This window comes from Acinetobacter sp. Colony158 (assembly GCF_019264745.1).
Classification (GTDB): Bacteria; Pseudomonadota; Gammaproteobacteria; order Pseudomonadales; family Moraxellaceae; genus Acinetobacter; species Acinetobacter ursingii.
The window spans coordinates 2,613,732-2,635,433 of record NZ_CP078523.1 but is presented as its reverse complement, the minus strand read 5'-3'; the positions used below and the strand labels follow the sequence as shown (position 1 = coordinate 2,635,433).

Annotated in this window: 24 protein-coding genes; 8 read left to right on the top strand and 16 right to left on the bottom strand. The window is 39.8% G+C overall.

Annotation, left to right across the window (positions count from 1 at the left end; translation table 11 throughout):
* Positions 1-2: 2 nt before the first annotated feature.
* Entirely contained in the window at positions 3-449 is a 447-nt protein-coding gene (gene rplI, locus JR005_RS10700; RefSeq protein ID WP_004988199.1) for a 50S ribosomal protein L9, read from the top strand.
* A 392-nt stretch (positions 450-841) separates the two neighbouring features.
* On the opposite strand, the gene JR005_RS10695 is transcribed toward rplI, so the two are convergent.
* The 8 genes from JR005_RS10695 to JR005_RS10660 all read right to left on the bottom strand — a co-directional run bounded on the left by JR005_RS10695 (position 842) and on the right by JR005_RS10660 (position 7,298).
* Positions 842-2,029, bottom strand: a complete 1,188-nt coding sequence (locus tag JR005_RS10695) for a vWA domain-containing protein (RefSeq protein WP_004998273.1) — start codon at positions 2,027-2,029, stop codon at positions 842-844.
* 12 nt (positions 2,030-2,041) lie between these two features.
* Positions 2,042-2,893, bottom strand: coding sequence for an AAA family ATPase (locus JR005_RS10690; protein WP_004988203.1), 852 nt, complete (start codon positions 2,891-2,893; stop codon positions 2,042-2,044).
* Positions 2,894-2,915: 22 nt separating this feature from the next.
* A complete protein-coding gene (locus JR005_RS10685; RefSeq protein WP_004988206.1) occupies positions 2,916-3,317 on the bottom strand; it encodes a hypothetical protein in 402 nt (133 codons plus the stop codon).
* Complete coding sequence (locus JR005_RS10680) at positions 3,310-3,615, bottom strand: YcgL domain-containing protein (RefSeq protein ID WP_004988209.1); 306 nt, start codon at positions 3,613-3,615, stop codon at positions 3,310-3,312. Before JR005_RS10680 ends, JR005_RS10685 begins: the two co-directional genes overlap by 8 nt.
* A 111-nt stretch (positions 3,616-3,726) precedes the next feature.
* Positions 3,727-4,869 carry a ribonuclease D gene (locus JR005_RS10675; RefSeq protein ID WP_218665012.1) on the bottom strand — a complete coding sequence of 381 codons (1,143 nt, stop codon included), beginning with the start codon at positions 4,867-4,869 and terminating at the stop codon, positions 3,727-3,729.
* Positions 4,870-5,122: 253 nt separating this feature from the next.
* Positions 5,123-5,719, bottom strand: a complete 597-nt coding sequence (recR, locus tag JR005_RS10670; protein WP_004988213.1) for a recombination mediator RecR — start codon at positions 5,717-5,719, stop codon at positions 5,123-5,125.
* Between the two features lie 24 nt (positions 5,720-5,743).
* Complete coding sequence (locus tag JR005_RS10665) at positions 5,744-6,073, bottom strand: YbaB/EbfC family nucleoid-associated protein (RefSeq protein ID WP_004988215.1); 330 nt, start codon at positions 6,071-6,073, stop codon at positions 5,744-5,746.
* Positions 6,074-6,107: 34 nt separating this feature from the next.
* Complete coding sequence (locus JR005_RS10660) at positions 6,108-7,298, bottom strand: O-succinylhomoserine sulfhydrylase (protein WP_218665011.1); 1,191 nt, start codon at positions 7,296-7,298, stop codon at positions 6,108-6,110.
* Between the two features lie 143 nt (positions 7,299-7,441).
* Between JR005_RS10660 and JR005_RS10655 the strand changes: the two genes are divergently transcribed.
* The 5 genes from JR005_RS10655 to JR005_RS10635 all read left to right on the top strand — a co-directional run bounded on the left by JR005_RS10655 (position 7,442) and on the right by JR005_RS10635 (position 11,642).
* A complete protein-coding gene (locus tag JR005_RS10655) occupies positions 7,442-8,539 on the top strand; it encodes an alpha/beta fold hydrolase (protein ID WP_151675557.1) in 1,098 nt (365 codons plus the stop codon).
* A gap of 3 nt (positions 8,540-8,542) precedes the next feature.
* Complete coding sequence (locus tag JR005_RS10650) at positions 8,543-9,415, top strand: NAD(P)-dependent oxidoreductase (protein ID WP_218665010.1); 873 nt, start codon at positions 8,543-8,545, stop codon at positions 9,413-9,415.
* Positions 9,416-9,499: 84 nt separating this feature from the next.
* A complete protein-coding gene (locus JR005_RS10645; RefSeq protein WP_004988220.1) occupies positions 9,500-9,769 on the top strand; it encodes a YARHG domain-containing protein in 270 nt (89 codons plus the stop codon).
* Between the two features lie 113 nt (positions 9,770-9,882).
* Positions 9,883-10,296 carry an HIT family protein gene (locus JR005_RS10640; protein WP_004988221.1) on the top strand — a complete coding sequence of 138 codons (414 nt, stop codon included), beginning with the start codon at positions 9,883-9,885 and terminating at the stop codon, positions 10,294-10,296.
* Positions 10,297-10,550: 254 nt separating this feature from the next.
* Entirely contained in the window at positions 10,551-11,642 is a 1,092-nt protein-coding gene (locus JR005_RS10635) for a porin (RefSeq protein ID WP_004988223.1), read from the top strand.
* Positions 11,643-11,716: 74 nt separating this feature from the next.
* Here the strand turns inward: JR005_RS10635 and tsaD are convergent, their stop codons facing one another.
* Complete coding sequence (tsaD, locus tag JR005_RS10630) at positions 11,717-12,733, bottom strand: tRNA (adenosine(37)-N6)-threonylcarbamoyltransferase complex transferase subunit TsaD (protein WP_004988225.1); 1,017 nt, start codon at positions 12,731-12,733, stop codon at positions 11,717-11,719.
* Positions 12,734-12,878: 145 nt separating this feature from the next.
* Between tsaD and rpsU the strand changes: the two genes are divergently transcribed.
* Positions 12,879-13,094: a 30S ribosomal protein S21 gene (gene rpsU / locus JR005_RS10625; RefSeq protein WP_001136722.1), complete on the top strand. Its 216-nt coding sequence runs from the start codon at positions 12,879-12,881 to the stop codon at positions 13,092-13,094.
* A gap of 31 nt (positions 13,095-13,125) precedes the next feature.
* The gene (locus JR005_RS10620) at positions 13,126-13,572 is read left to right on the top strand and encodes a GatB/YqeY domain-containing protein (RefSeq protein ID WP_004988228.1); all 447 of its coding nucleotides are present in this window, start codon (positions 13,126-13,128) and stop codon (positions 13,570-13,572) included.
* 112 nt (positions 13,573-13,684) lie between these two features.
* Here JR005_RS10620 and JR005_RS10615 read toward each other — a convergent pair whose 3' ends face one another.
* The 7 genes from JR005_RS10615 to JR005_RS10585 all read right to left on the bottom strand — a co-directional run bounded on the left by JR005_RS10615 (position 13,685) and on the right by JR005_RS10585 (position 21,701).
* Positions 13,685-14,044 carry a hypothetical protein gene (locus JR005_RS10615; protein WP_004988230.1) on the bottom strand — a complete coding sequence of 120 codons (360 nt, stop codon included), beginning with the start codon at positions 14,042-14,044 and terminating at the stop codon, positions 13,685-13,687.
* 110 nt (positions 14,045-14,154) lie between these two features.
* The gene (locus JR005_RS10610; protein WP_308464025.1) at positions 14,155-15,567 is read right to left on the bottom strand and encodes a M48 family metalloprotease; all 1,413 of its coding nucleotides are present in this window, start codon (positions 15,565-15,567) and stop codon (positions 14,155-14,157) included.
* A gap of 143 nt (positions 15,568-15,710) precedes the next feature.
* Complete coding sequence (locus JR005_RS10605) at positions 15,711-16,670, bottom strand: 2-hydroxyacid dehydrogenase (protein ID WP_004988237.1); 960 nt, start codon at positions 16,668-16,670, stop codon at positions 15,711-15,713.
* Between the two features lie 150 nt (positions 16,671-16,820).
* The gene (locus JR005_RS10600) at positions 16,821-17,489 is read right to left on the bottom strand and encodes a hypothetical protein (protein ID WP_004988238.1); all 669 of its coding nucleotides are present in this window, start codon (positions 17,487-17,489) and stop codon (positions 16,821-16,823) included.
* Positions 17,490-17,578: 89 nt separating this feature from the next.
* Complete coding sequence (locus JR005_RS10595) at positions 17,579-19,468, bottom strand: M48 family metalloprotease (RefSeq protein WP_004988241.1); 1,890 nt, start codon at positions 19,466-19,468, stop codon at positions 17,579-17,581.
* An 82-nt stretch (positions 19,469-19,550) separates the two neighbouring features.
* Positions 19,551-21,089 carry an amidophosphoribosyltransferase gene (gene purF / locus JR005_RS10590; protein WP_004988242.1) on the bottom strand — a complete coding sequence of 513 codons (1,539 nt, stop codon included), beginning with the start codon at positions 21,087-21,089 and terminating at the stop codon, positions 19,551-19,553.
* A 24-nt stretch (positions 21,090-21,113) separates the two neighbouring features.
* Complete coding sequence (locus JR005_RS10585) at positions 21,114-21,701, bottom strand: CvpA family protein (protein ID WP_004988245.1); 588 nt, start codon at positions 21,699-21,701, stop codon at positions 21,114-21,116.
* Between the last annotated feature and the right edge of the window lies 1 nt (position 21,702).

Sequence of the window (21,702 nt, the reverse complement as noted above, 5' to 3'; positions counted from 1 at the left end):
CTGTGGACGTTATCTTATTACAACGCATTAAGAACCTAGGTAAACTTGGTGACAAAGTATCAGTTAAAGCTGGTTTTGGCCGTAACTACTTGATCCCTCAGGGTAAAGCTGTTGCTGCTACTGAAGCAAACACTGCTGCTTTTGAAGCTCGTCGCGCTGAACTTGAGAAGCAAGAAGCTGAAGTATTAGCTGCTGCTCAATCACGTGCTGATCAATTGAACGAAGTGAATATCGTCATTACTGCGAAAGCGGGTGATGAAGGTAAACTATTTGGTTCTATCGGTACTCGTGACATCGCTGACGCATTAACTAATGCTGGTCTTACTGTAGACCGTGCAGAAGTTCGTTTACCGAATGGTGCGCTTCGTCACACTGGTGAATTCAACATCGCAATCCAATTGCATCATGATGTTGTTGCAGAAGTTCTCGTTACTATCGTATCTGAGTAATTTTTGTAAGAAAAAAGAGCATGCCTTCGCATGCTCTTTTTTTATTGTTCATTAATTTCTAAATAAATCTGATTTTATCTAAACTTGAAAAGCATAATAATAACAACTGCTCAAGCAATATTCTAAAATTAAAGCCTGCTTTGAAAGTATTCAGTAATGCATTGTAAAGCACAGAAAGCTATTCATAGCTGATCACAGAGTTTGCAGAGACTGATAAGTTGCATCGATATCTTCTGATTCTAATCGATATCTTCTGATTCTAAACGATGAAATGCCCAATCAAATTCATCAGGCATTTTTGTTTGAACCACTAAAAATTAAGTATCAGCCTAAAGTTCACACAATAATATTGCACTAATCCATTTTAATGTGCACTACCAACCCAGTGAGTTTTAACGCGATAAATAACGTGTTAGATCTTCAACACCTTTTAAAGTCATCGGGTACATATGATCGTCAAAGATTTGCTTAATTAAGCTGATAGTCTGCGTGTAATGCCAATAATTTTCTTCTTCTGGATTTAGCCATGCAGTCTTATCAAAATGCTGTCGTAAACGACGCAACCAAACCTCGCCTGCTTCATCATTCATGTATTCAACTGAACCACCTGCCGAACGTAGTTCATAAGGTGCCATACTCGCGTCACCGACCACAATCACACGGTAATCGCGTCCATATTTATGAAATAGATCCCATGTTTCCAAACGGCTTGCTTGTCGACGATGATTATCTTTCCAAACATAATCGTACAGGCAGTTATGAAAATAGAAGTATTCCAGTGTTTTAAATTCAGTTTTGGCAGCACTAAAAAGTTTTTCACATTGTGCGATATAAGAGTCCATCGAGCCGCCAACATCGAAAAGCATCAGCACTTTAACACGGTTACGTCTTTCAGGAACTAATTGTACATCCAATATGCCCTGCTTTGCAGTTTCACGGATTGTACCATCAACATCAAGTTCTTCCGCTGCACCTTGACGTGCAAATTTGCGTAAACGGCGTAAAGCCAGTTGCATCTGACGTGTTCCCAAAATCTGTTCATCGTCAAGATTTTGATATTTCCGTTGTTCCCAGACTTTAACTGCTGAGCGTTTTCGACCAGGCCCACCAATCCGCACGCCTTCAGGATGATCCCCAAACGCACCAAAAGGCGATGTACCACCTGTACCGATCATTCGATTGCCACCCTGATGTTTTTTATGCTGTTCACGTAAACGTTCTTCTAGCATTTTCATCAGTTCTTCCAAAGAACCTGCTTTTTGTAGCGCAGCTCTTTGTTCAGGAGTTAAATGTTTCTCCAGTAGCTCCAAATCCAGCCATTCTTTGGGGATCTTTTGGACTTGCTTCAGTAATTCATCCAGATCGAAGGTTTCTATCCCGTCAAAATAATCCTTAATCGCACGATCGAATTTATCAAAGAAACGCTCATCTTTGACCAAAATGGTTTTAGCAAGTTGATAAAATTCATTCTGATCTGCAAAGACCAGTCCTTCAGCGACAGCCTGATTTAAATCAATGAGTTCACGCGTCGTAACAGGAACGCCATATTTTCTGAGGGTATAAAACAGCCGCACAAACATAAGCGACCACCCTTAACGACGTGACATAAATGCGAGTCGTTCTAACAGTTGCACATCTTGTTCGTTTTTAATCAATGCACCATACAGCGGCGGAATGGCTTTAGATTTATCATGATTACGCAGCACATCTTCTGGCATATCATCGGCCATCAGCAAACTTAACCAATCAATCAATTCAGATGTCGATGGCGGTTTTTTTAAATTTGGTACCTGACGTAATTTAAAGAAAATTTGTAATGCTTCACTCACCAGTGTCGTTGAAATTTTTGGAAAATGTACCGCAATAATTTCACGCATGGTCGCTTCATCAGGAAACTCAATATAATGAAAGAAACAACGACGCAAAAATGCATCTGGCAATTCTTTTTCATTATTAGAAGTAATGATCACAATCGGGCGCTGAATAGCGGTAATCGTTTCCCCTGTTTCATAAACATAAAACGACATTTTATCCAGTTCATGTAACAAGTCATTTGGAAACTCGATATCTGCTTTATCAATTTCATCAATCAATAAAACACAGCGCTCTTCGCTGGTAAACGCTTCCCACAATTTCCCAGGTTTAATATAGTTTTTAATATCATAAACCCGATCATCACCTAACTGGCTATCACGTAAACGCGATACAGCATCGTATTCATATAAACCCTGTTGCGCTTTGGTCGTGGACTTAATGTGCCATGTAATCAGTTTTAAACCCAAACTTTCAGCGACTTGTTCTGCAAGTAGTGTTTTACCTGTACCCGGCTCACCTTTGACCAATAATGGTTTTTGTAGCGCACGTGCAGCTTTAACAGCAAGTTTTAAGCTATCCGTTGCGATGTACTGATCTGTACCCGAGAAATGTTGTGAATCAACAGCCATCTTATAACCTTTATTTTTTTACTTAAATGGACGCGCGACTTTCATCAGAAGCCACTTTGTTCATGCGATATTTCGACCACAAATAGCCCACAATTAACCCCACCCCAATGACCAAAAGAATAAGCGATACATTCGCCCATATCAGTGTTTGCTCTTTGGTTAAAACACCAAATAACACCCCAAAAATAGCAGGTGCGATTTCTGCATTTGCACCATCAGAAACAGTCGGTGTCGCTAAAATTGCAAAAAGAACGATCCAACTAATTCCACCCAAGAGATGAGGAAGTCGTTTTGCCACACCATACCAACACCATAAGACAATAATGGTTCCCACGACATAGACTGTCACAGCAATACTATCTTCTGGAACTGAATCAAGTGAGGACAACAGGCCGTTCCATATTGCACTGAGTTGATCAAGCACCTCTTAACCCCTCTGGTTCATCGGTTGGATTGATAAATCCTTCTGGTGGCATTTGAATAAAAAAGCCAGTGGTTTGTAGTGAATCCATCACATGTAACACGTTGACACGCGCCAGTTTTCGTGACTGGGAAAGTTCAAGATGCATGACAAATGTTGGTCGACCAAAAGCCTGACGAATCGTTTCAGGAACATTTTCTAAAGGATCTTTTCCTTCGACATCATCATTTGGATAGTCTGGACGAGCAATATAAATGTACATTTCATCTTTTTTGCTCGATCTATAAATATCACAGTGCATATTTTACTTAACTCTCATCACTTGCGAAAAAGCATACATCAAAAATTCGGTGGCGACATTAGCGAATCGTAACCCAACAGTCGTCCTGAAAGATCATTTGGCTCTCAAGACTTATCGCGCCACCTGCATTTGGTTCATTAAAAAGTCTTCATCTTCACGCAGAATCTGGATCAGGGGCTGGGTTAATCGTTCATAACGCCAGCCGAGTAAATATTCTGGTAAATCTTGCTCATCCCCATGAAAAACAACGTGTTGATACAGTGCATTCATCCACTTTTTACGCAGTAGAACTTCTTTGGGAATTTCGGTCGTATCCACCACATTTTGAATCAATTGTTGCATTTTCATGCTGACATTTTCTGAGCATTGCTTGATTGGTCGTGCCAAACGTAATGGCCATTCATTTTCTGGTGGCAGAAATTTAAGCAAATCCAGAATCGTTTTGCCATGTTCCCGAATAATATTTGGGCGAATATCTTTAATATGGGATAATTGGAAATTATTTTTTGGATTTTTCTCTACCAAATCAATCATGCTTGAATTTTTTAAAATAAAACTACGCGGCTGATTCAAGGCTTTAATCAGTTGTTCACGCCAGACAATAAGCTGCTGTAATTGCATCAATTGCTTACGTGAGTGACGATAATTTCCAATATCAGTATAAAGCAGATGAACAGGCGTTTCTCTGGCAATTTCTTTGGTTAGACTCTGACAATCTTCGAGTACAAAATCATATTTATTTTGTTGTCGTAGTTGTTGTTTCAATTGATTTGAAAGCTGCAACAAATAAATGACATCATTGGCTGCATAATTCAGTTGCTCAGTCGTTAAAGGTCGAGCCAGCCAGTCTGAACGTGTCTGATCTTTGTCAATTTCAATATCTAAAATTAATTTCAGGGCATTTTGATAGCTGACTTGCAAACCATGTCCTAAAAAGGACAAAGCAACCTGTGTATCAAACACATTGTTTAAAGTATCCTGCTGTGCATAGTGATAAATTAGATCAATATCCTCACCACAAGCATGGAAAATATTTTGCTTGGCAAGATAGAGTTTATTCCAAAAAGGCGTTAAATCCAGAGCAGCACCATCGAGTAAATAGATTTGCTCATTCACATTAATCTGGAATACACCCAACTTTGGCCAAAGCGTATCAACTTTAATAAATTCGGTGTCCAAAGCATACTCTGGATATTGATCCATTTGCTGAAGAACGTGAGCAAAATCATCTTGCTGCTGAATAAAATGAAACATGTTTTCTCGATTTAACAACTAGCGCAGTTAACTGCGTCTGTATATATAACACTACAATTTGAGAATATTCTAGCCAAAACGTTATTAATGCTTTATTTTTTGAACGAAATTATCATTATATTTTTTAATTAACTTTTAAAGCCCTTTCACTCTCAAATAAATTTCAGTTTTGCATCGCTTTACAACATGACGAATCAATCCAGAGTCTGGTTTAATTCCAACTTAAAAGCTAAAAGTATGAAACAAGAATGCCTCATTTCATACGCATACGATTATGAACGGCCTGACTTAAAGTATGGCTATCGACATATTCGAGTTCACCACCTTGCGGTACGCCTTGAGCAATACGCGTCATATTCAGTGGTAAGTGCTTAGTAGCTTCTACCAGATAATGCGCAGTTGCCTGACCTTCTACAGTCGCATTGGTCGCCAAAATCACCTCTTCAATCTGCCCTTCGCTTAAACGCTGGATCAGATAAGGAATGCCGATTTCTTCGGGACCAATGCCATCAAGTGGAGATAAATGCCCACCCAATACATGGTATTTCCCACGAAAACTACCACTTTGCTCAATCGCCATGACATCGGCTGGAGATTCAACCACACAAAGAAGCTGCTGATCCCGATCATTGGAAAGACAAATATCACAAATTTCGTTTTCAGTCAGAGAATGACATATTTTACATTCATGAATATGCGAAGAGGCTTCATGTAAAGCATGTGCCAAACCAAAAGCACCTTCACGATTTTTCATCAGTAAATGTAATGCCATACGTTGAGCCGATTTCGGCCCAACGCTGGGTAAAACTCGTAATGCTTGAACAAGTTGTTCAAATCGATCACTAAACACAGATATTCCTCTGATAAAATCGGCTTAGAACATACCTGCTAAGCCAGGAGGTAAACCCATGCCTGAGTTTGCACTTTTCATTTTTTCATCCGCAACCAATTCTGCCTGACGAACGGCATCATTTACTGCCGCAGCAATTAAGTCTTCAATCATATCTGGTTCGTCTTGAAGTAAATCAGGACTGATTTCGACACGTTTAACCACAAAGCGACCTGTCATGGTTACTTTGACCAAACCGCCGCCTGCTTCTGCTTTAACCTCAGTATTAGCCAACTCTTCTTTTGCCTTTTTGGCATTGGCTTCCATATCTTTTTGCATGCGTTGTGCTTGCTGCATGAGCATATTAATGTTCATAAATTTTTCTCCAAAAGATTTAAAACTAATAAGTTCAAATTAAAGCTAAACCACGTTCAATATCGCGAATAATATCTGAAATATCTTCAATTCCTACAGAAACTCGAATTAAGCCTTCCTGTATGCCTGCTGCCTGTTTTGCCTCAGGTGACAATTTACCATGAGTCGTCGTGGCAGGATGGGTAATTGTTGATTTTACATCGCCAAGATTACCTGTAATTGAGATGAACTGAGTATTATCGATGACTTTCCACGCGCCTTCACGACCGCCTTTTACTACGAAAGAGACAATACCACCAAAGCCATTTTGTTGTTTGGCTGCACGCTCATGACCGATATGTTCAGACAACCCCGCATAATACACTTTTTCAACTTTGTCGTGCTGATTAAGCCATTCAGCAAGCTGTTGCGCATTTTCACAGTGCGCTTTCATTCTTAAACGTAAAGTTTCCAGACCTTTTAAGAACACCCAAGCATTAAATGGACTCATCGATGGACCCAGTGTACGCACCACACCAAATACTTCTTCGAGTAACTTATGGTTGCCTGTCACAGCACCACCTAAAGCTCGACCCTGTCCATCCAGATATTTAGTGGCTGAATAAACCACCAAATCTGCACCCAATTTTAAAGGTTGCTGTAAAACTGGCGTACAAAAACTATTATCTACCACTAACATTGCATTTTGCGCATGAGCAATGTCGGCCAACACTGGAATATCAGCAATTTCAGCCAAAGGGTTGGATGGCGACTCGATAAACAAAATTTTGGTTTCTGGGCGCATTGCATTTTTCCATGCATCCAGATCATTTAAATCGACAAAGGTGACATCAACACCAAACTTTGCAATATATTTTTCAAATAATGCCACGATTGAGCCAAAAACGGCACGAGAACAAATGACATGATCACCTGCTTTTAAAAAAGCCATGCAAACAGATAAAATGGCACCCATACCAGAACTCGTCGCAACTGCACGTTCAGCTCCATCCATTGCAGCAAGACGTTTTTCAAACATGGCCACGGTTGGGTTGGTAAAACGAGAATAGATATTGCCCGCCACTTCGCCAGAAAACTTGGCAGCCGCTTCTGCTGCATTTTCATATACGAAAGACGAGGTCAGAAAAATAGGTTCAGCATGTTCACCTTCAAAACTACGGGTATGCCCTGTACGGATTGCAAGAGTATCTAACTGGTATTCTAATTCATCGTTTTGGCTATGCATTGCTTTGTTCTCAGTCTAAAGACCGCTCATGTGGAAAAACTGCCAACATTTTGAGCTTCTACGGTATTTAAGGTCAAGGTAAAAGATCAAATTATCGCTTAGACTTCATCCAAACTTTTTTGGATCTGAGAAATATGCAACGAATGGAATCATTCAAATCACTTATCCATCATCAGCAAATCAAACTCAAACATCTTTCAGCACGTCTTTTTCATGAAGAATCTCTAGTTTTATCACAAACAACACCCTATCAAGTGATTGCAGAGTTTGGGCAGACGCGAGTTCGTTATTATGCAGCAGCCGACAAATCTTATAAAGAACCCTTAGTTTTTGTTGCACCTTTGGCGATTAACATGGCGATTTATGATCTTTATCCCTATCGCTCACTGATTCAATACTTTCAAAATCATGGTTTTGATGTCTATCTGGTAGATTGGGGGCGTTTAACTTATCAAGATCGCCATCTCAATTTTTTATCTTTTGTCAGTAAAGCACTGCCTGAATATATTCAAGTGATTCGTGAACATTCTCAAAGTGATCAAATTTCACTGCATGGTTGGAGTATGGCGGGTATTTTTGTGTTGTTATACAGTGCGCTCAATCAGCCTAATTATGTTAAAAATTTGATTGTTTTGGGTAGCCCGATTGATAGTTATGCATCTGGCCGCATTGGTAAACTTTATCAATTTATACACAAAACTATCGATCGACATAAAAAACTACAGCAACGAATTTATAACGGACTACCCAAACGCTTAATTCACACCCCAGGAATTTTAAATGCGTTGGGTTTTAAAATTCTTGATCCGAAAGGCTGGATTGATGGTCATATACAACTTTTAAAAAATCTTGAAAATAAAAAACTGGTGCAGGAACATGCCACACTCGGTAATTTCCTAAACAATATGATCGATTATCCAGGTGGCATCAATCAGGACATGTTGTTTAATGTCTGGCTACAAAATCCGCTTAAAAAAGGCATTATTCATCTTAAAGATCAAGTTATTGAATTAAAAAATATTCGATCATCATTGTTGGTGGGTGCAGGTCGTAGTGATCAATTGGTTACAGCAGATGCTGTAAAACCCCTCACCCAATTGACAAATAGTAGTGATGTCACGTTTACTCTAATTCCCGGTGGGCATTTAGGACTCATGTCCAGTCAGGCCAGTTCCGATGAGTTCTGGCCCATATTTAAAGATTGGCTCACACAACGTTCAACGCAGATAACAAAAGAGTAGATTATGGTTCAATCAGTTGCATTTATTGGTCTTGGCGCGATGGGTTACCGTATGGCATCGCATTTACCCAAACATTTCGATACCGTGTATGTCTGGAATCGAAATATGGACAAAGCCAAACAACATGCAACTGCATACGGAACCCAAGCTGTTGATTTAGCGCAAGCGGTACAGGCAGACATCATTTTTTCATGTTTACCGACTAGTGCTGATGTCGAACATTTGATCAATAGTGTTCAATTAAAATCAGGCAGCATTTGGGTCGACTGTACCAGCGGTGTACCCGATTCAGCTCGTAAACTCGCAACACAACTCAAAACTAAAAATATTGATTTTTTAGATGCGCCTGTCAGCGGCCAAACCATTGGTGCAGATAATGCAACATTAACCGTCATGGTGAGTGGAGATCAGGCTGCTTTTGAACGTGCGTTGCCCGCTATTCAGGCATTTGGAAAACTGATTAAACATGTCGGCACATCAGGCGCAGGTTTTGCGGTAAAAGCGGTCAACAACATGTTACTCGCAGTTAATCTATGGTCTGTTGCTGAGGGCTTTACCACACTGAAAGCGCATGGTGTCAATCTGACAGAAGCTATGGACTGCATTAACGCGTCAAGCGGAAAAAGTGGTGTGACCGAAACTGTATTGCCGCAACGTATTTTGAATCGTAGTTTTCCTGTGACTTTTGGATTACCACTACTCGCTAAAGATACAGGTATTGCACTAGATCTGGTTCGTGATGCCAACTTACCAGCGCCAGTAATTGCTTTAGTACAGAGTCTAATTCAAGCTGCCAGTCTTACTGCTGAAGAAAATAGCGACTTCTCAGCTGCCATAAAAATGTATGAATCGTGGAGTAAAATTACACTAGAGTAATGATTCAACATTGCTTTTTCCTGTAAAGCCCCTATATTTAGACATAGGTCGTTACATTTACACCGATGAAAAGAGGATACCCTCATGAATAAGTTCGCTGTTGCACTTTTTACTGGAATGATGACCCTTGCAGGTGTCTCAGTGCACGCTGCAACATCCGATCAAGAATGCAAAAAACTTCAGGATGACTCTAACCTCATCTATGCATCAAAAGGTTTTTGTTTTAAAGATCCAGAAGCTAAAGCTAAATATGGAAATGAAAACTGTCATACCACCAAACCCAAATTTTCTGATAAAGAACAACAACGTCTTGACCAGATTGAACAGCGTCAGAAAGAGCTAAACTGTAAATAATAAATTTCTTTGATCACTGATTAGCCCTCTTTATTCTTTTCAAAAAAAGGAATAAAGGGCTTATGAAAGAAATCAAATATCAAAATGTATTCAGAGGTTTGAAGGATAATAATATGGCCTACGATGAGCAGAATATTTTTGCCCGAATCATTCGCGGTGAACTTCCAGCAATCAAGTTATATGAAGATGATCAGGTACTTGCATTTATGGACATTATGCCTCAGGCGGATGGTCATGCTTTGGTCATCCCTAAAACTCCTGCGGTGACTTTACTTGATTTGCCCCCTGAAGCAGCGGCTTATACCATTCAAGTCGTACAAAAAGTTGCTCAAGCCATTGAAAAAGCACTGGATGCTAAAGGTATTGTTTTAATGCAACTGTCTGGTGAAGCTGCGGGTCAAACCGTTCCACATGTGCATTTTCATCTGATTCCTAGCTCTATTCATCAATTGGGTCGTCATGCCGCACAAATGGGTGATCAGGAAAAAATTAAAACCCTTGCAGAAAAGATAAAAGCTGAACTTTGAGTAAAATTAAGGTTTATAAAAATGGAGCTTAGGCTCCTTTTTTTATATAAAAACAATAAAATCAAATATTAAAATAAATTTCAATCCATCACCTGTCATCAAACTGTCACGTATTTTTCACCCATTTGTAACAAAGTTTAAAGATACTGCTTAGCAAGTTGGTGAGCTTCTGTAATTTTTTGTACATAAGCAAACTTTAAAAAAATAGTGAATTTGGGCATATGCCACTGAACTTGTGTTTTGGAGAAATCTCAATGAAAAAATTGCTTATCGCTGCCGCAGTATCAACGCTTAGCATCACCGCAGCGCAAGCAGCGCCAACTTTGTACGGTAAACTTAATGTTACCTTAGACCAAGTTGATAACAGTGATTTTGCAGGAAATGATGTCACTGCACTTAATTCAAATGCTTCACGTATCGGGGTAAAAGGTGAAGAAAAATTAACAGACAAAGTATCTGTTGTATATTTGGCTGAATGGGCAATCTCTACAGATGGTTCAGGTTCAGATACTGACTTAAGTATGCGTAACCGCTTTTTAGGTTTAAAATTCAATAAAATCGGGACTTTAAAAGCTGGTCGTTACGATACTTATTTTAAAACAAATGCGGGTAACAATCAGGATATCTTCAACGATCACACGATCTTAGATATGACTTCTGTTCTTCATGGTGAAGAGCGTTCAAATAACGCGATTGGCTTTGAAACAGATAAAGAGCTGATTATTCCAGGCTTACAGTTCAATATCATGGCGCAACAAGGCGAAGATACCAAAACTGATAATACGAGCTTGGGTAAAGAAGGTAAGCGTGATGGCTTTGGAGATGGGATCTCAACTTCTTTAACTTATGAAAATAAAGATTATGGATTGGCTGCTGGTATTGCGGGTAATTTTGGATTAGCTGGTAAATATAATGCCTACAGTCTTTCTGGTATCTATTCAGACGCTGTTCGTGTAACAGGTTCTATTGATTTGGCAAAAGCAGGTGTCGATGGTTTAGTATTCGGTGCTTTATGGCAAAATGCTCAACCTACTGATGACACAGTATCGACCACAAGTGGTACAACTGTAACGTCGTATAAAGGTCTTGAAGAAGATGCATGGGGTTTAACCGCTGCTTATGCAATTGCTTCTACACCTTGGAAAATCAAAGGTGAATATATTGAATCAAATACCTCTGTCGACAATCGCTCAGATCGTAAAATTTCTCAATATGGCTTAGGCGTAGATTATAACTTCAATAAACAAGCTCGTTTTTATGGCGTATTGGCGCAACAAAAACGTGACTGGTTATCTGATGATGACAAGAAAACTGTTGTTGGCGTAGGTATGGAATATAACTTCTAATACTTCGCTACAAAAAAATAAAAGGGTACAGTCCATAGATTGTACCCTTTTATTTTTAAATGCTTTTTCTGTGCTTATACTGCATTCGGATTTTTAAGCTCAGTCATCGGCCATCTTGGTGTTGTGGTCACTTCAAGCCCATCGTGTTGTCCAGCTTTTAAACGCTCATACCCTGCAAAAGCGATCATGGCGCCATTATCGGTACATAAAGCGGGTTCTGCATAATAGACTTGGGCTTTAATCTTTTGCAAAGACGTTTCTAATTGTTCACGTAAGCGCAGATTGGCACTAACACCACCTGCAATCACCAATCGTTTTAATCCCGTTTGCTTTAAAGCTTTGACGGATTTTTTAACCAGAGTATCCACGATCGCTTCTTGAAAGGATGCCGCAATATCTGCATCACGATTTTCTTCGCCCAATTTTTTTAGCTGAACTGAAACTGCTGTTTTTAAACCGCTAAATGAAAAGTCCAATCCTTGATGTAACATGGGGCGCGGAAAATCAAAAGCTTGAGCATCTCCCTGTAAGGCTAATTTTGCAATATTTGGCCCACCGGGATAAGGTAACTCCATCATTTTTGCGACTTTATCAAATGCTTCACCTGCTGCATCATCAATAGATTCACCAAGTAGTTCGTACTGACCAATGCCATAAGCCGCCATTAGCTGGGTATGACCACCAGATACAAGTAGTGCCACAAAAGGGAACGCTGGCGGCGTGGCAGATAACAATGGCGCAAGCATATGCCCTTCCATGTGATGCACACCTATCGCAGGTTTATTCAATGCCAACGCCAATGTTCGTCCAAACAATGCACCTGTCATCAGCGCACCCATTAAACCTGGACCACGGGTATAGGCGACTGCATCAATGTCTTTTTTATCGATTTGACTTTGCGCAAGCAGTTCGTTCAATAATGGAATGAGTTTACGTACATGATCACGTGAGGCTAGTTCTGGCACCACACCGCCATATTCCGCATGGAGTTTAATTTGACTGTAAAGCACCTGTCCACGCAATCCTTGCTCGCTATCATAAATCGCCAAGCCAGTTTCGTCACAAGAGGTTTCCAAGCCTAAAACAATCATTAAAATGCCTATATTTTTACGACTAAAATTCTGCCAACGCTATTATAGACTTGTGATATCAGTTGTAAATGAGTAAAATACTGACCTTCACTTGTCATCGGGGCAATCCTGCGCTCGATGTTATCCATAATCTAGAGGATTTTACATGCCACAAGTTAAGTTGAAAGAAGGCGAACCAGTTGACGTAGCAATCCGTCGTTTCAAACGTTCATGCGAAAAAGCTGGTGTTTTAGCTGACGTTCGTAAGCGCGAGTTCTACGAAAAACCGACTCAAGAACGTAAGCGTAAAAAAGCTGCTGCTGTTAAGCGTTACCAAAAGAAATTGGCACGCGAATCTGTACGTACTACTCGCCTTTACTAATTAATTTGTGATTGACTGTCTGGATAATTAAATGACTACTTTGAAGAACCAAATAACTGAAGTTTTAAAAGCTACTATGCGTGCTAAAGAAATGAATAAGTTAACGGTGATTCGTGGTTTACAGGCAGCAATTAAGCAAATCGAAGTCGATGAGCGCGTAGAGCTTGACGATTCGCAAGTTCTTGCGGTCATTGAAAAGCAAATTAAACAGCGTAAAGAATCGGTCAAAGCCTTTGAAGGCGCAGGCCGTGATGATTTAGCTAGTAAAGAACAAGCCGAAATTGAGGTGTTATCCCAATTTCTACCAGAAGCTATGACTGAGGAAGAGCTTGATTCTCTCATTGAGCAAACGATTGCTGCTCAAGGTGCTACTAGCATGAAAGATATGGGTAAGGTGATGAACTCTCTACGTCCGATCATAGCCGGACGTGCCGATCCTGCACAAGTATCTGCAAAAATTAAAGCAAAACTAGGCTAATTGATATTTAGCTTGATTTGCCACTTGTCTATTTCACATACAATTTTTAGAATGGATTGATGAGATTCATATTAAATGAGTCGACTATAAATTTCTTTCTGAATGTATTTATTTACTGCAAATGACACTGAATATTATATTTCTTTAAAATTTGCATTTCTTTTGATGCCATCACCTGATTAATAAAATCCTGTTTTGTCATTTTCGCATAAGAAAGCGGTAAGTCCGATCGATATTGATCATTAACCTGATATAAATCTTGCACATATTGATTCACAATGCCACAAAATTGCGTTTGTTGTGTTGGAGTAAACTGCGTCTGTTGTGGATTGAGTGAGCGTAAAAAATTACGCATATCCGTATTATAAGTATTCGAAATTTTTTCTACTGAGCGTATATAGCGTTCAGGCGGTGCCGCAAAAATTGACTGCCCCAAAATCACTAAACTTAACAATAATGTGAACTTTTTCATAACTATAATCAATATGATGCTTCTGATGTTAGCTTAATAGCTAAAATATTTTTTGCAACGTAAATTTCATATAGAAAGATGCTTTTAGATCAACCAAAGTTGTATTTAAATTAGATTTTCAATAACCGCTCTGACTGCATTTGTTTTAAACGATCTTCAATCTTGGCGCTCATGGCATTATTGCCTTTTGCTAAACGTTGCGCATGTAACATCGACTTTATCGCATTTTCCTCATAACCAGACCAATATTCTACTTCAGCTCGATAACGCAAGACATTGACGGTTCTTAGCGGTGATTTGATATCTGAATTGGCAGCTTGTTGTAGTAATCGCCATCCTTCAATGTCTTTATTATTGGTATTGATAAATCGTTGTACTAGTGTCTGTGCTTCGGCACTTTTACCTTGTCGAATCAGAATTTCAGCGAGTTTATATGCTAAAGGACGATTTTCGGGCATGGTGCGCTGGATATTAATCATGGACTGATATGCATCCTCTAATTTATTTTGATTTAAATAAATATCAGCCTGTAAGATGCTAATCAGTGTATTGCTCGGGAAAGTTGTCTTTACCCCATCGAGCATTGTTTGCGCTTTGGCATAATCACCCTGATTGTTATAAAAAGCACTCATTGCCAGTTGAGCAGGTTTGTTATTTTGATTCACTTGAATCTGCAATAATTGTTCTGTGACCTGATTGGTTTCAACCAAGGTATACCATTTTAAAATCTGAAAATCAGGATCGTACAATTTGGACTTCACTTTAGGAAACTGATTGGCACGTAAACGTGATTCACTCATCCGCTCAGATGTCAGTGGATGCGTCATCCAAAAATCAGGCAGATAGCTTAATCGACTTGTAGAACGATTCATGGTTTCAAAAAAATCAGCCATACTTTGTGGATTATAGCCCGCGGCATACATATATTGCATACCTATACGGTCTGCTTCGCGCTCCTGATTTCGACTATAGGTCAATTGATTGTCCATCAAAGCGGCTTGTGTACCTAACATGACCGCAGCACCAGCATCCGATTTGGTCTGTGCAGCAATTGCAGCACCCACTAAAATCCCTGCAAGGGCTAATAAGCCCTGCCCCTTAAATGCTTCTTGTGATCGACTATAATGTCGCTGACTGACATGGGCAATTTCATGCGCCATTACCCCTGCAACTTCATCAATATTGTGCGCAGACGCAATTAAACCCGAATTTAAGGCAAATAGTCCACCCGGAACAGCAAATGCATTAATTTGTGGATCATTGACTACTACCATTCCAATGGGTTGACCCAATTGCGTCTGACTGAGTATTTGAGCGAACACTCGAAAAAACTGATCCTCAAGCCAAGGATCATGCAAAATAGGCAACTGTCTTTGAACCTGACGGTAAACTTTTTCTCCAATCATTTTTTCTTTTTGTTGATCGATCAACCCGATACCGCTACCAATTTCAGGCACTTCTACCTGAGAAGTGGCAGATTGATAGAAATAATCGGAATGTGCGTGCGCAACTCCAGTCAGCATAGATAACGTCAAAACAGTTGCCACATGTTTCAAATCATGATCTCTCATCAAAAATAAGGGATAACTGATCAAAATAATTTCGTCAGCACCCCCAATATAACACTGGAAACTCAAAGGATTTGCAATAAAGTGTTATAGTAAATTTAGCCATTTACAAGATATTGTGGAGTTCGTCCCTCCAGTGCATCGACTAGATTCTTATGTGCCAGTTTAGCCATTTTTAACCGTGTTTCGGCAGTCGCAGAGCCAATATGCGGCAATGTCACCACATTAGGTAAACTAAATAATGGTGATGACTGTAATGGTTCTTTTTGATGGACATCAAGACCTGCAGCAAAGATTTGTTGTTGCTGCAAGGCATGAACTAGAGCTTCTTCATCCACCACTGAACCACGTGCAATATTTACGAACACGGCATGAGATTGCATTTTTTCAAACTGCGCCTTACCCATGAGTGCTTTGGATTCAGGATTTAAATCCACCGCAACCACAACAAAATCTGACTGACTTAAAAGTTCATCCAAACCACAATAACGTGCATTCAAAGGCTGTGCCAATGCAAGTTTTTCACGGCGATTGTGATAAAGAATATTCATATTAAAGCCATAAAAGCCGCGTCGTGCGACTGCTGCACCAATATTCCCTAGTCCAATAATACCGAGTGTTTTACCAAAAATATCCTGTCCAAATTGAGCAGGGCCGACGGTACGCTTCCATTCACCTTGCTTAGTCCATTGATCTAGTTCAGGGACTTTACGCGCAGCACTGACCAACAAAGTAAAAGCTAGATCCGCAGTAGTTTCTGTCAATACATGGGGCGTATTGGCTAGCCAAATATTATTTTTTGTGAGGTAATCCACATCATAATTATCATAGCCCACACTCACGGTTGAGATAATTTTTAATTGTTGTGCAGGTGCCAGATTGGTTTCATTTAACAAACGTCCAGCGCCGATCATGGCATCAGCATCTACGACTTCTGTACGAATTTGCTCATTGATGTCACCTTGCTTGGGATTTAATACCACCACATGATAATCGCGCTCAAGTTGATCCAGAACCGTTGCATCAATTTGACTAAAAACGACGACTTTCTGTTTCATTACATATCCTTATTCAATAAGCTAAATATCTAAAGTGAGAGATATACTAGATTTCTTTTAACTATTGAACCCGTTTTTCTTCTCCAATATGGAGAAATAAAAAGGATTTATGAAAGAAATCCATGCTCTAACATATCAAGAAATGAAATTTTATTGGGTTAACATCAGTTGCCATAGACGGCGTTTGAGTAAAGGCTGATCAATCATTTCCTGTAAACTAGCAAGTTGCATGCTCTGAGCGTGAGAAATAAAGTCCAGTTGTCCCAAAATCAAAATACGTTTATCCAGCGCCAACGCATCTAAAAAGCCTTGAATATAAGCGTGTACACCCCGCCCGTCACGAAAGTTTTCAAGCGGTAATGGCCATTTTAATTCATGGTAATAGCCCGATACTGAAGATTGAATATTCGTCCAGAGTTGTCTTTGCTGTTTGGATAATTGTGAACTTTCAACCACAATAATGACCTGATCAAGACAATATGCTTCTAATGTAAAAGCCTGTTGCATGACTACAACAGTTTGATCTTTTGGCAAGATGCTCGTAGGAGTTTCCAGAGTCGACTGTTCAATTTCAACAACTGCTTTAGGTGGTTGTCTATCTTTTAACTGAACAATCGGCTCAATGTGTTTTGTCAACTCTGGTTTTGTTTGAGATGCGTCTAGCACTTGCTGATTGACCACAGCAACAGCCACATGATCTTCGGGGGGAATTTGATCGCGCCAAGAACAAACAGGCGGTTTTTTTTGACATAACATTGCTCGTGGAATCCAGACATCCACCCCCATTGCTGCCAAAATATTACGCTGCTGCCCTGTCATATTTACACTATTACCTCTATTTCCACGCTATTCTACTCTGCTTTATAGGCTTTTTCAGTGCTTTGATCGAAACAGAGATTAAGTGTCTTTTAAATAATCATCAGGGTATTTTTCTTTTGCATTTGATCGACAATATCCCCAGTCTCAAATCCAAATCGCCAATATAACAACTCTAAAACATCCAGTTCGTCTTGGGTGATAATACGGTCACTCCACAAACACATTTCGGCAATTCCCAATATACTGAGTCGGTCACGTAGCAATAAACCCGCACAATCATTCAGAATTTCTGCCAGATCAATAGGTTCATCCGAGATTTCTTCATACCATACCATTTCTTCCAAAGTCAAAATATGGCTCAGAATACGATCACGCACTTCAAGCTGATTGGGACTATTAATTTGCTGTACATGTAGCAATGCATCGATTAAACGAACGATTTGTGGTTTAACTTCTTCAATCGAGGTCGGCATATGGACTGGCATCAGATTTAGCTCAAATTTCACTTTCTCCAAAAGCAAAGCATCCAGTAAACCAACTTCACCGTCTTCTTGAATAATTAAAGCCAAACGAGTTAAAAACTGTCGTGCGATACTGGCTGGAAGTGAGCCAATATTACGACAGGCTTCATGAAAAATCTGAACATGCACACGCCCATCCAAATAGAGCAAGGCATCCACAATGGCGCGGCTAACTTGGGCATTTTGTGGAAGAAATTCACGATATTGCCGAATCATCAAGATTGCAACCATCACTTCACGCGATCCTGTCGCTGTCTGCAATGCTCTTTGGATTAACTCAGGACGCTTAATACTTTGGCGTATTTCAGCCTTAAGCGGCTTAATGGCATCATTTAAAGCAAAACTAATGGGTGATAAACGCAATAATGGTAATGGCTGTGGTGATATCCACGGGGTATGAACATTACCATCCATTTCTTCAAGTGAACGAAATAAACTAAATAGCGGACGATTTCTTAATTTTTTAAGATTCTCAAGTTGTAACTCCTGCAAAATCGTTGGATTAAGTTCATAAATACGATCTTCAATACTCGGGTGAATATTCAACCAGCTTTGTGGGCTTAATGAGTTTGCAAAACACATATGTGCAATAGATTCAGAAAATACACTATGAATTTGCGAGCCCGCATGATGAACATAGATTCGAAGTAAAGTTTGAGTATTGGCATTATTTTGAATAAGTTGCATGGTTTTATAGTCATTACGGAAAGTTCGACCACTTAAAGTTAAGTATTTGATCAAACGTGTAATCAGTACCCCCATACTGCCTAATAGCCAAATAATCCCACCGACTGCAATAAAAAATGTTTCAAATTTGCGATGTTTATTTTTTTGATAAGGCTTAAAACCTCGTTTTGCAATTCGACTACCTAGTTGGCTAAAAGTAATCAAACCACTATATAAGATTTTAAGTTTAGTATTTTCTACCGCTTCACCCGATAAAATCTGATTAAATTCATGGCTCAGCAAACCATATAATTCAACTTCATCCAGATTTTGCAATGCTCCCCACGTCATGATAATGACCACATTGCGCTGATCAAATCCTGCAGTTAAGGCATTGACTCCAACTTCATCTGGCAAAACATATAATACTGGCGTTTCAATTTGAAACTTTTTTGCCAAACGTTGAGAAATTTTAAGGGCGACACTTTCTTCTGGCGTACTTTCCAATAAATCTAAACGACGACCTTTTAATTGCTTTGCTAAAGAATGTCCGCCTTCTCGAAAAATATAGAGTTCGTAAATGGCGGAACTTACCACAATAAAAAACAATAAAATAATCAAATAAGGACTGAGGCTATGCCAAAAAATAGACTGACTATAATCAAAATAGTGAACCAAAAGTCCAAGCGTGGTATTTAAGATGAACATTGTCAGCAGCATCGCGACCACGCACATGCTTGCCGACCACATCATATTTTTATTTTCAACGAGATAATGACTGACTTCTTTCAATGTAAATATGTCCTGATTACATTGTTGCCTCATCATAAATGAAAAAAGCGGGAAAAACCCGCTTTTTCCCACAGAATTTATATTATAACTCTTCTTTGATTCCTGTTAAATCAACGGAAGCAGCATCAATATTGACATCTATATAACCATCTGTACTTTTGGCTGAATCATTACGCTTACGCTCTAGGTTTTGTAAATAAGCCTGATCGATGCCACCCGTCACATAAATACCATCAAAGACCGAACTATCAAACTCAGTCAAATCAGGTACCTTGCTCGTACGAACTGCATTTTTTAAATCTTCCAAATCCTGAAAGATCAAACGATCAGCACCAATAATGTCCTGAATCTCTTCAACACTGCGTTGTGACGCAATTAACTCAGTTTTTGCTGGCATATCAATACCATAGACATTTGGATATTTCACCATAGGTGCAGCAGAAGCGAAATAAACTTTCTTGGCACCTGAATCACGCGCCATTTGAATGATTTCATTACACGTGGTACCACGAACAATCGAGTCATCCACAAGCAGTACATTTTTGCCTTTAAACTCAAGCTCAACTGGATTGAGTTTTTGACGTACTGATTTTTTACGTTGCTGTTGACCTGGCATAATAAAGGTACGACCGATATAACGGTTTTTCATGAAACCCTCGCGGAATTTCACACCCAAAATATTCGCCAGTTCAAGTGCAGAAGTACGGCTGGTATCTGGAATTGGAATCACGACATCAATATCGTGTTCCTCACCCCATTCACGCAAAATTTTATGCGCCAGTTTTTCACCCATTTTTAAACGGGCTTTATAGACTGAGATTCCATCGATAATTGCATCTGGACGCGCAAAATACACATATTCAAAAATACATGGACGATGCTTTGGTTCAGCAGCACATTGCTGAGTGAAAAGCTCACCTTGGTCATTAATGAAAATTGCTTCACCTGGCTGAATATCGCGCTCAATCTTAAAGCCAAGTGCGGTAATCGCAACTGATTCAGAAGCAATAATATATTCAGTGCCCAGTTCCGTTTCACGCGAACCATAAATCAGTGGACGAATACCATTTGGATCACGAAAACCCACCAAACCATGCCCCGTGATCATGGCAACCACACCATAAGCACCTTTACAGCGCTCATGCACGCGCTTCACTGCATGAAACACATCTTCTGCGGTTGGATTTAAAGTGCCACTTTTTTGTAGCTCATGGGCAAATACATTGAGCAGAACTTCAGAATCAGAGTCGGTATTCATGTGGCGCAAATCTGTTTTAAACAGGTCATCATGAATATCAGAAGCATTGGTCAGGTTGCCGTTATGTGCCAGTGTAATCCCATATGGAGAGTTTACATAAAATGGCTGTGCTTCAGCACTACTTGCCGAACCCGCAGTCGGGTAACGCACATGACCAATCCCATAGTTACCAATCAATGCACGCATATGACGAGTATGAAATACATCACGCACCATACCATTGTCTTTACGCAGGAAAAGACGACCATTATGACAAGTCACGATCCCAGCTGCATCCTGTCCACGATGCTGCAACATCGTTAATGCATCAAACAACATTTGGTTAACGGGTGCTTTACCAGCTATACCAACTACTCCACACATAGCAACCTCGCAGACGGGCTAGGATTAATAAAAAGGATTTTGGGTTGAATGACTGGACTGATCTTTGTCTAAATCAGACTCAGCCACCTCATGTGAAGGGCGATGAAATAAACTCCCTTCCGATGTCACATGTTGTAATGCTTCATTAGCAGCATCTTTCGATAATTCGGTTGCTAACGGCGCATAAGGCAGTAAGACTTGAACAAATTTGGACTGTTTCCAATGTGGAGAGCTTTCGACCCACGGACCAAGACCTTGCATGGTCACCAGTACAATCAACAAGCCTTTTAATGTCCCAAAAGCACCACCAGCCAAACGATTTAATGGACCGAGACTCATACTTTTAAGTATCAAATTGAGTATAGCTGTCACAATCCACGTAAGGACAATAATCATCAGAACAATAAATGCAAATGCCGCAATCTTTTGGACAACGGGATCATGACTTAACACCCCCATGCTTGGCGCCAAAAAGCTGGCATATTTCGCACCCATAATTAGTGCCAATATCCAACCAATCAAGTTCGCAAAGGCTTTTACGAATCCTTGTCGCAAACCGTTTAGCCCTCCAATGAGCAGGAGTATCAGAATAATGATATCCAGTGTATTCATC

Coding starts and splice junctions, on each gene's coding strand:
- JR005_RS10660 (WP_218665011.1), bottom strand. CDS start 7,298: ATGCATAGCCAAAACGATGAATTAGAATACCAGTTAGATACTCTTGCA.
- tsaD (WP_004988225.1), bottom strand. CDS start 12,733: ATGATTGTTTTAGGCTTGGAAACCTCTTGTGACGAAACTGGCTTGGCG.
- JR005_RS10680 (WP_004988209.1), bottom strand. CDS start 3,615: ATGCACTGTGATATTTATAGATCGAGCAAAAAAGATGAAATGTACATT.
- JR005_RS10615 (WP_004988230.1), bottom strand. CDS start 14,044: ATGAAAAAGTTCACATTATTGTTAAGTTTAGTGATTTTGGGGCAGTCA.
- JR005_RS10675 (WP_218665012.1), bottom strand. CDS start 4,869: ATGTTTCATTTTATTCAGCAGCAAGATGATTTTGCTCACGTTCTTCAG.
- rpsU (WP_001136722.1), top strand. CDS start 12,879: ATGCCACAAGTTAAGTTGAAAGAAGGCGAACCAGTTGACGTAGCAATC.
- JR005_RS10605 (WP_004988237.1), bottom strand. CDS start 16,670: ATGAAACAGAAAGTCGTCGTTTTTAGTCAAATTGATGCAACGGTTCTG.
- JR005_RS10600 (WP_004988238.1), bottom strand. CDS start 17,489: ATGACAGGGCAGCAGCGTAATATTTTGGCAGCAATGGGGGTGGATGTC.
- JR005_RS10645 (WP_004988220.1), top strand. CDS start 9,500: ATGAATAAGTTCGCTGTTGCACTTTTTACTGGAATGATGACCCTTGCA.
- JR005_RS10655 (WP_151675557.1), top strand. CDS start 7,442: ATGGAATCATTCAAATCACTTATCCATCATCAGCAAATCAAACTCAAA.
- JR005_RS10620 (WP_004988228.1), top strand. CDS start 13,126: ATGACTACTTTGAAGAACCAAATAACTGAAGTTTTAAAAGCTACTATG.
- JR005_RS10585 (WP_004988245.1), bottom strand. CDS start 21,701: ATGAATACACTGGATATCATTATTCTGATACTCCTGCTCATTGGAGGG.
- JR005_RS10695 (WP_004998273.1), bottom strand. CDS start 2,029: ATGTTTGTGCGGCTGTTTTATACCCTCAGAAAATATGGCGTTCCTGTT.
- JR005_RS10665 (WP_004988215.1), bottom strand. CDS start 6,073: ATGAACATTAATATGCTCATGCAGCAAGCACAACGCATGCAAAAAGAT.
- JR005_RS10640 (WP_004988221.1), top strand. CDS start 9,883: ATGGCCTACGATGAGCAGAATATTTTTGCCCGAATCATTCGCGGTGAA.
- JR005_RS10635 (WP_004988223.1), top strand. CDS start 10,551: ATGAAAAAATTGCTTATCGCTGCCGCAGTATCAACGCTTAGCATCACC.
- purF (WP_004988242.1), bottom strand. CDS start 21,089: ATGTGTGGAGTAGTTGGTATAGCTGGTAAAGCACCCGTTAACCAAATG.
- JR005_RS10610 (WP_308464025.1), bottom strand. CDS start 15,567: ATGCTGACTGGAGTTGCGCACGCACATTCCGATTATTTCTATCAATCT.
- JR005_RS10690 (WP_004988203.1), bottom strand. CDS start 2,893: ATGGCTGTTGATTCACAACATTTCTCGGGTACAGATCAGTACATCGCA.
- JR005_RS10650 (WP_218665010.1), top strand. CDS start 8,543: ATGGTTCAATCAGTTGCATTTATTGGTCTTGGCGCGATGGGTTACCGT.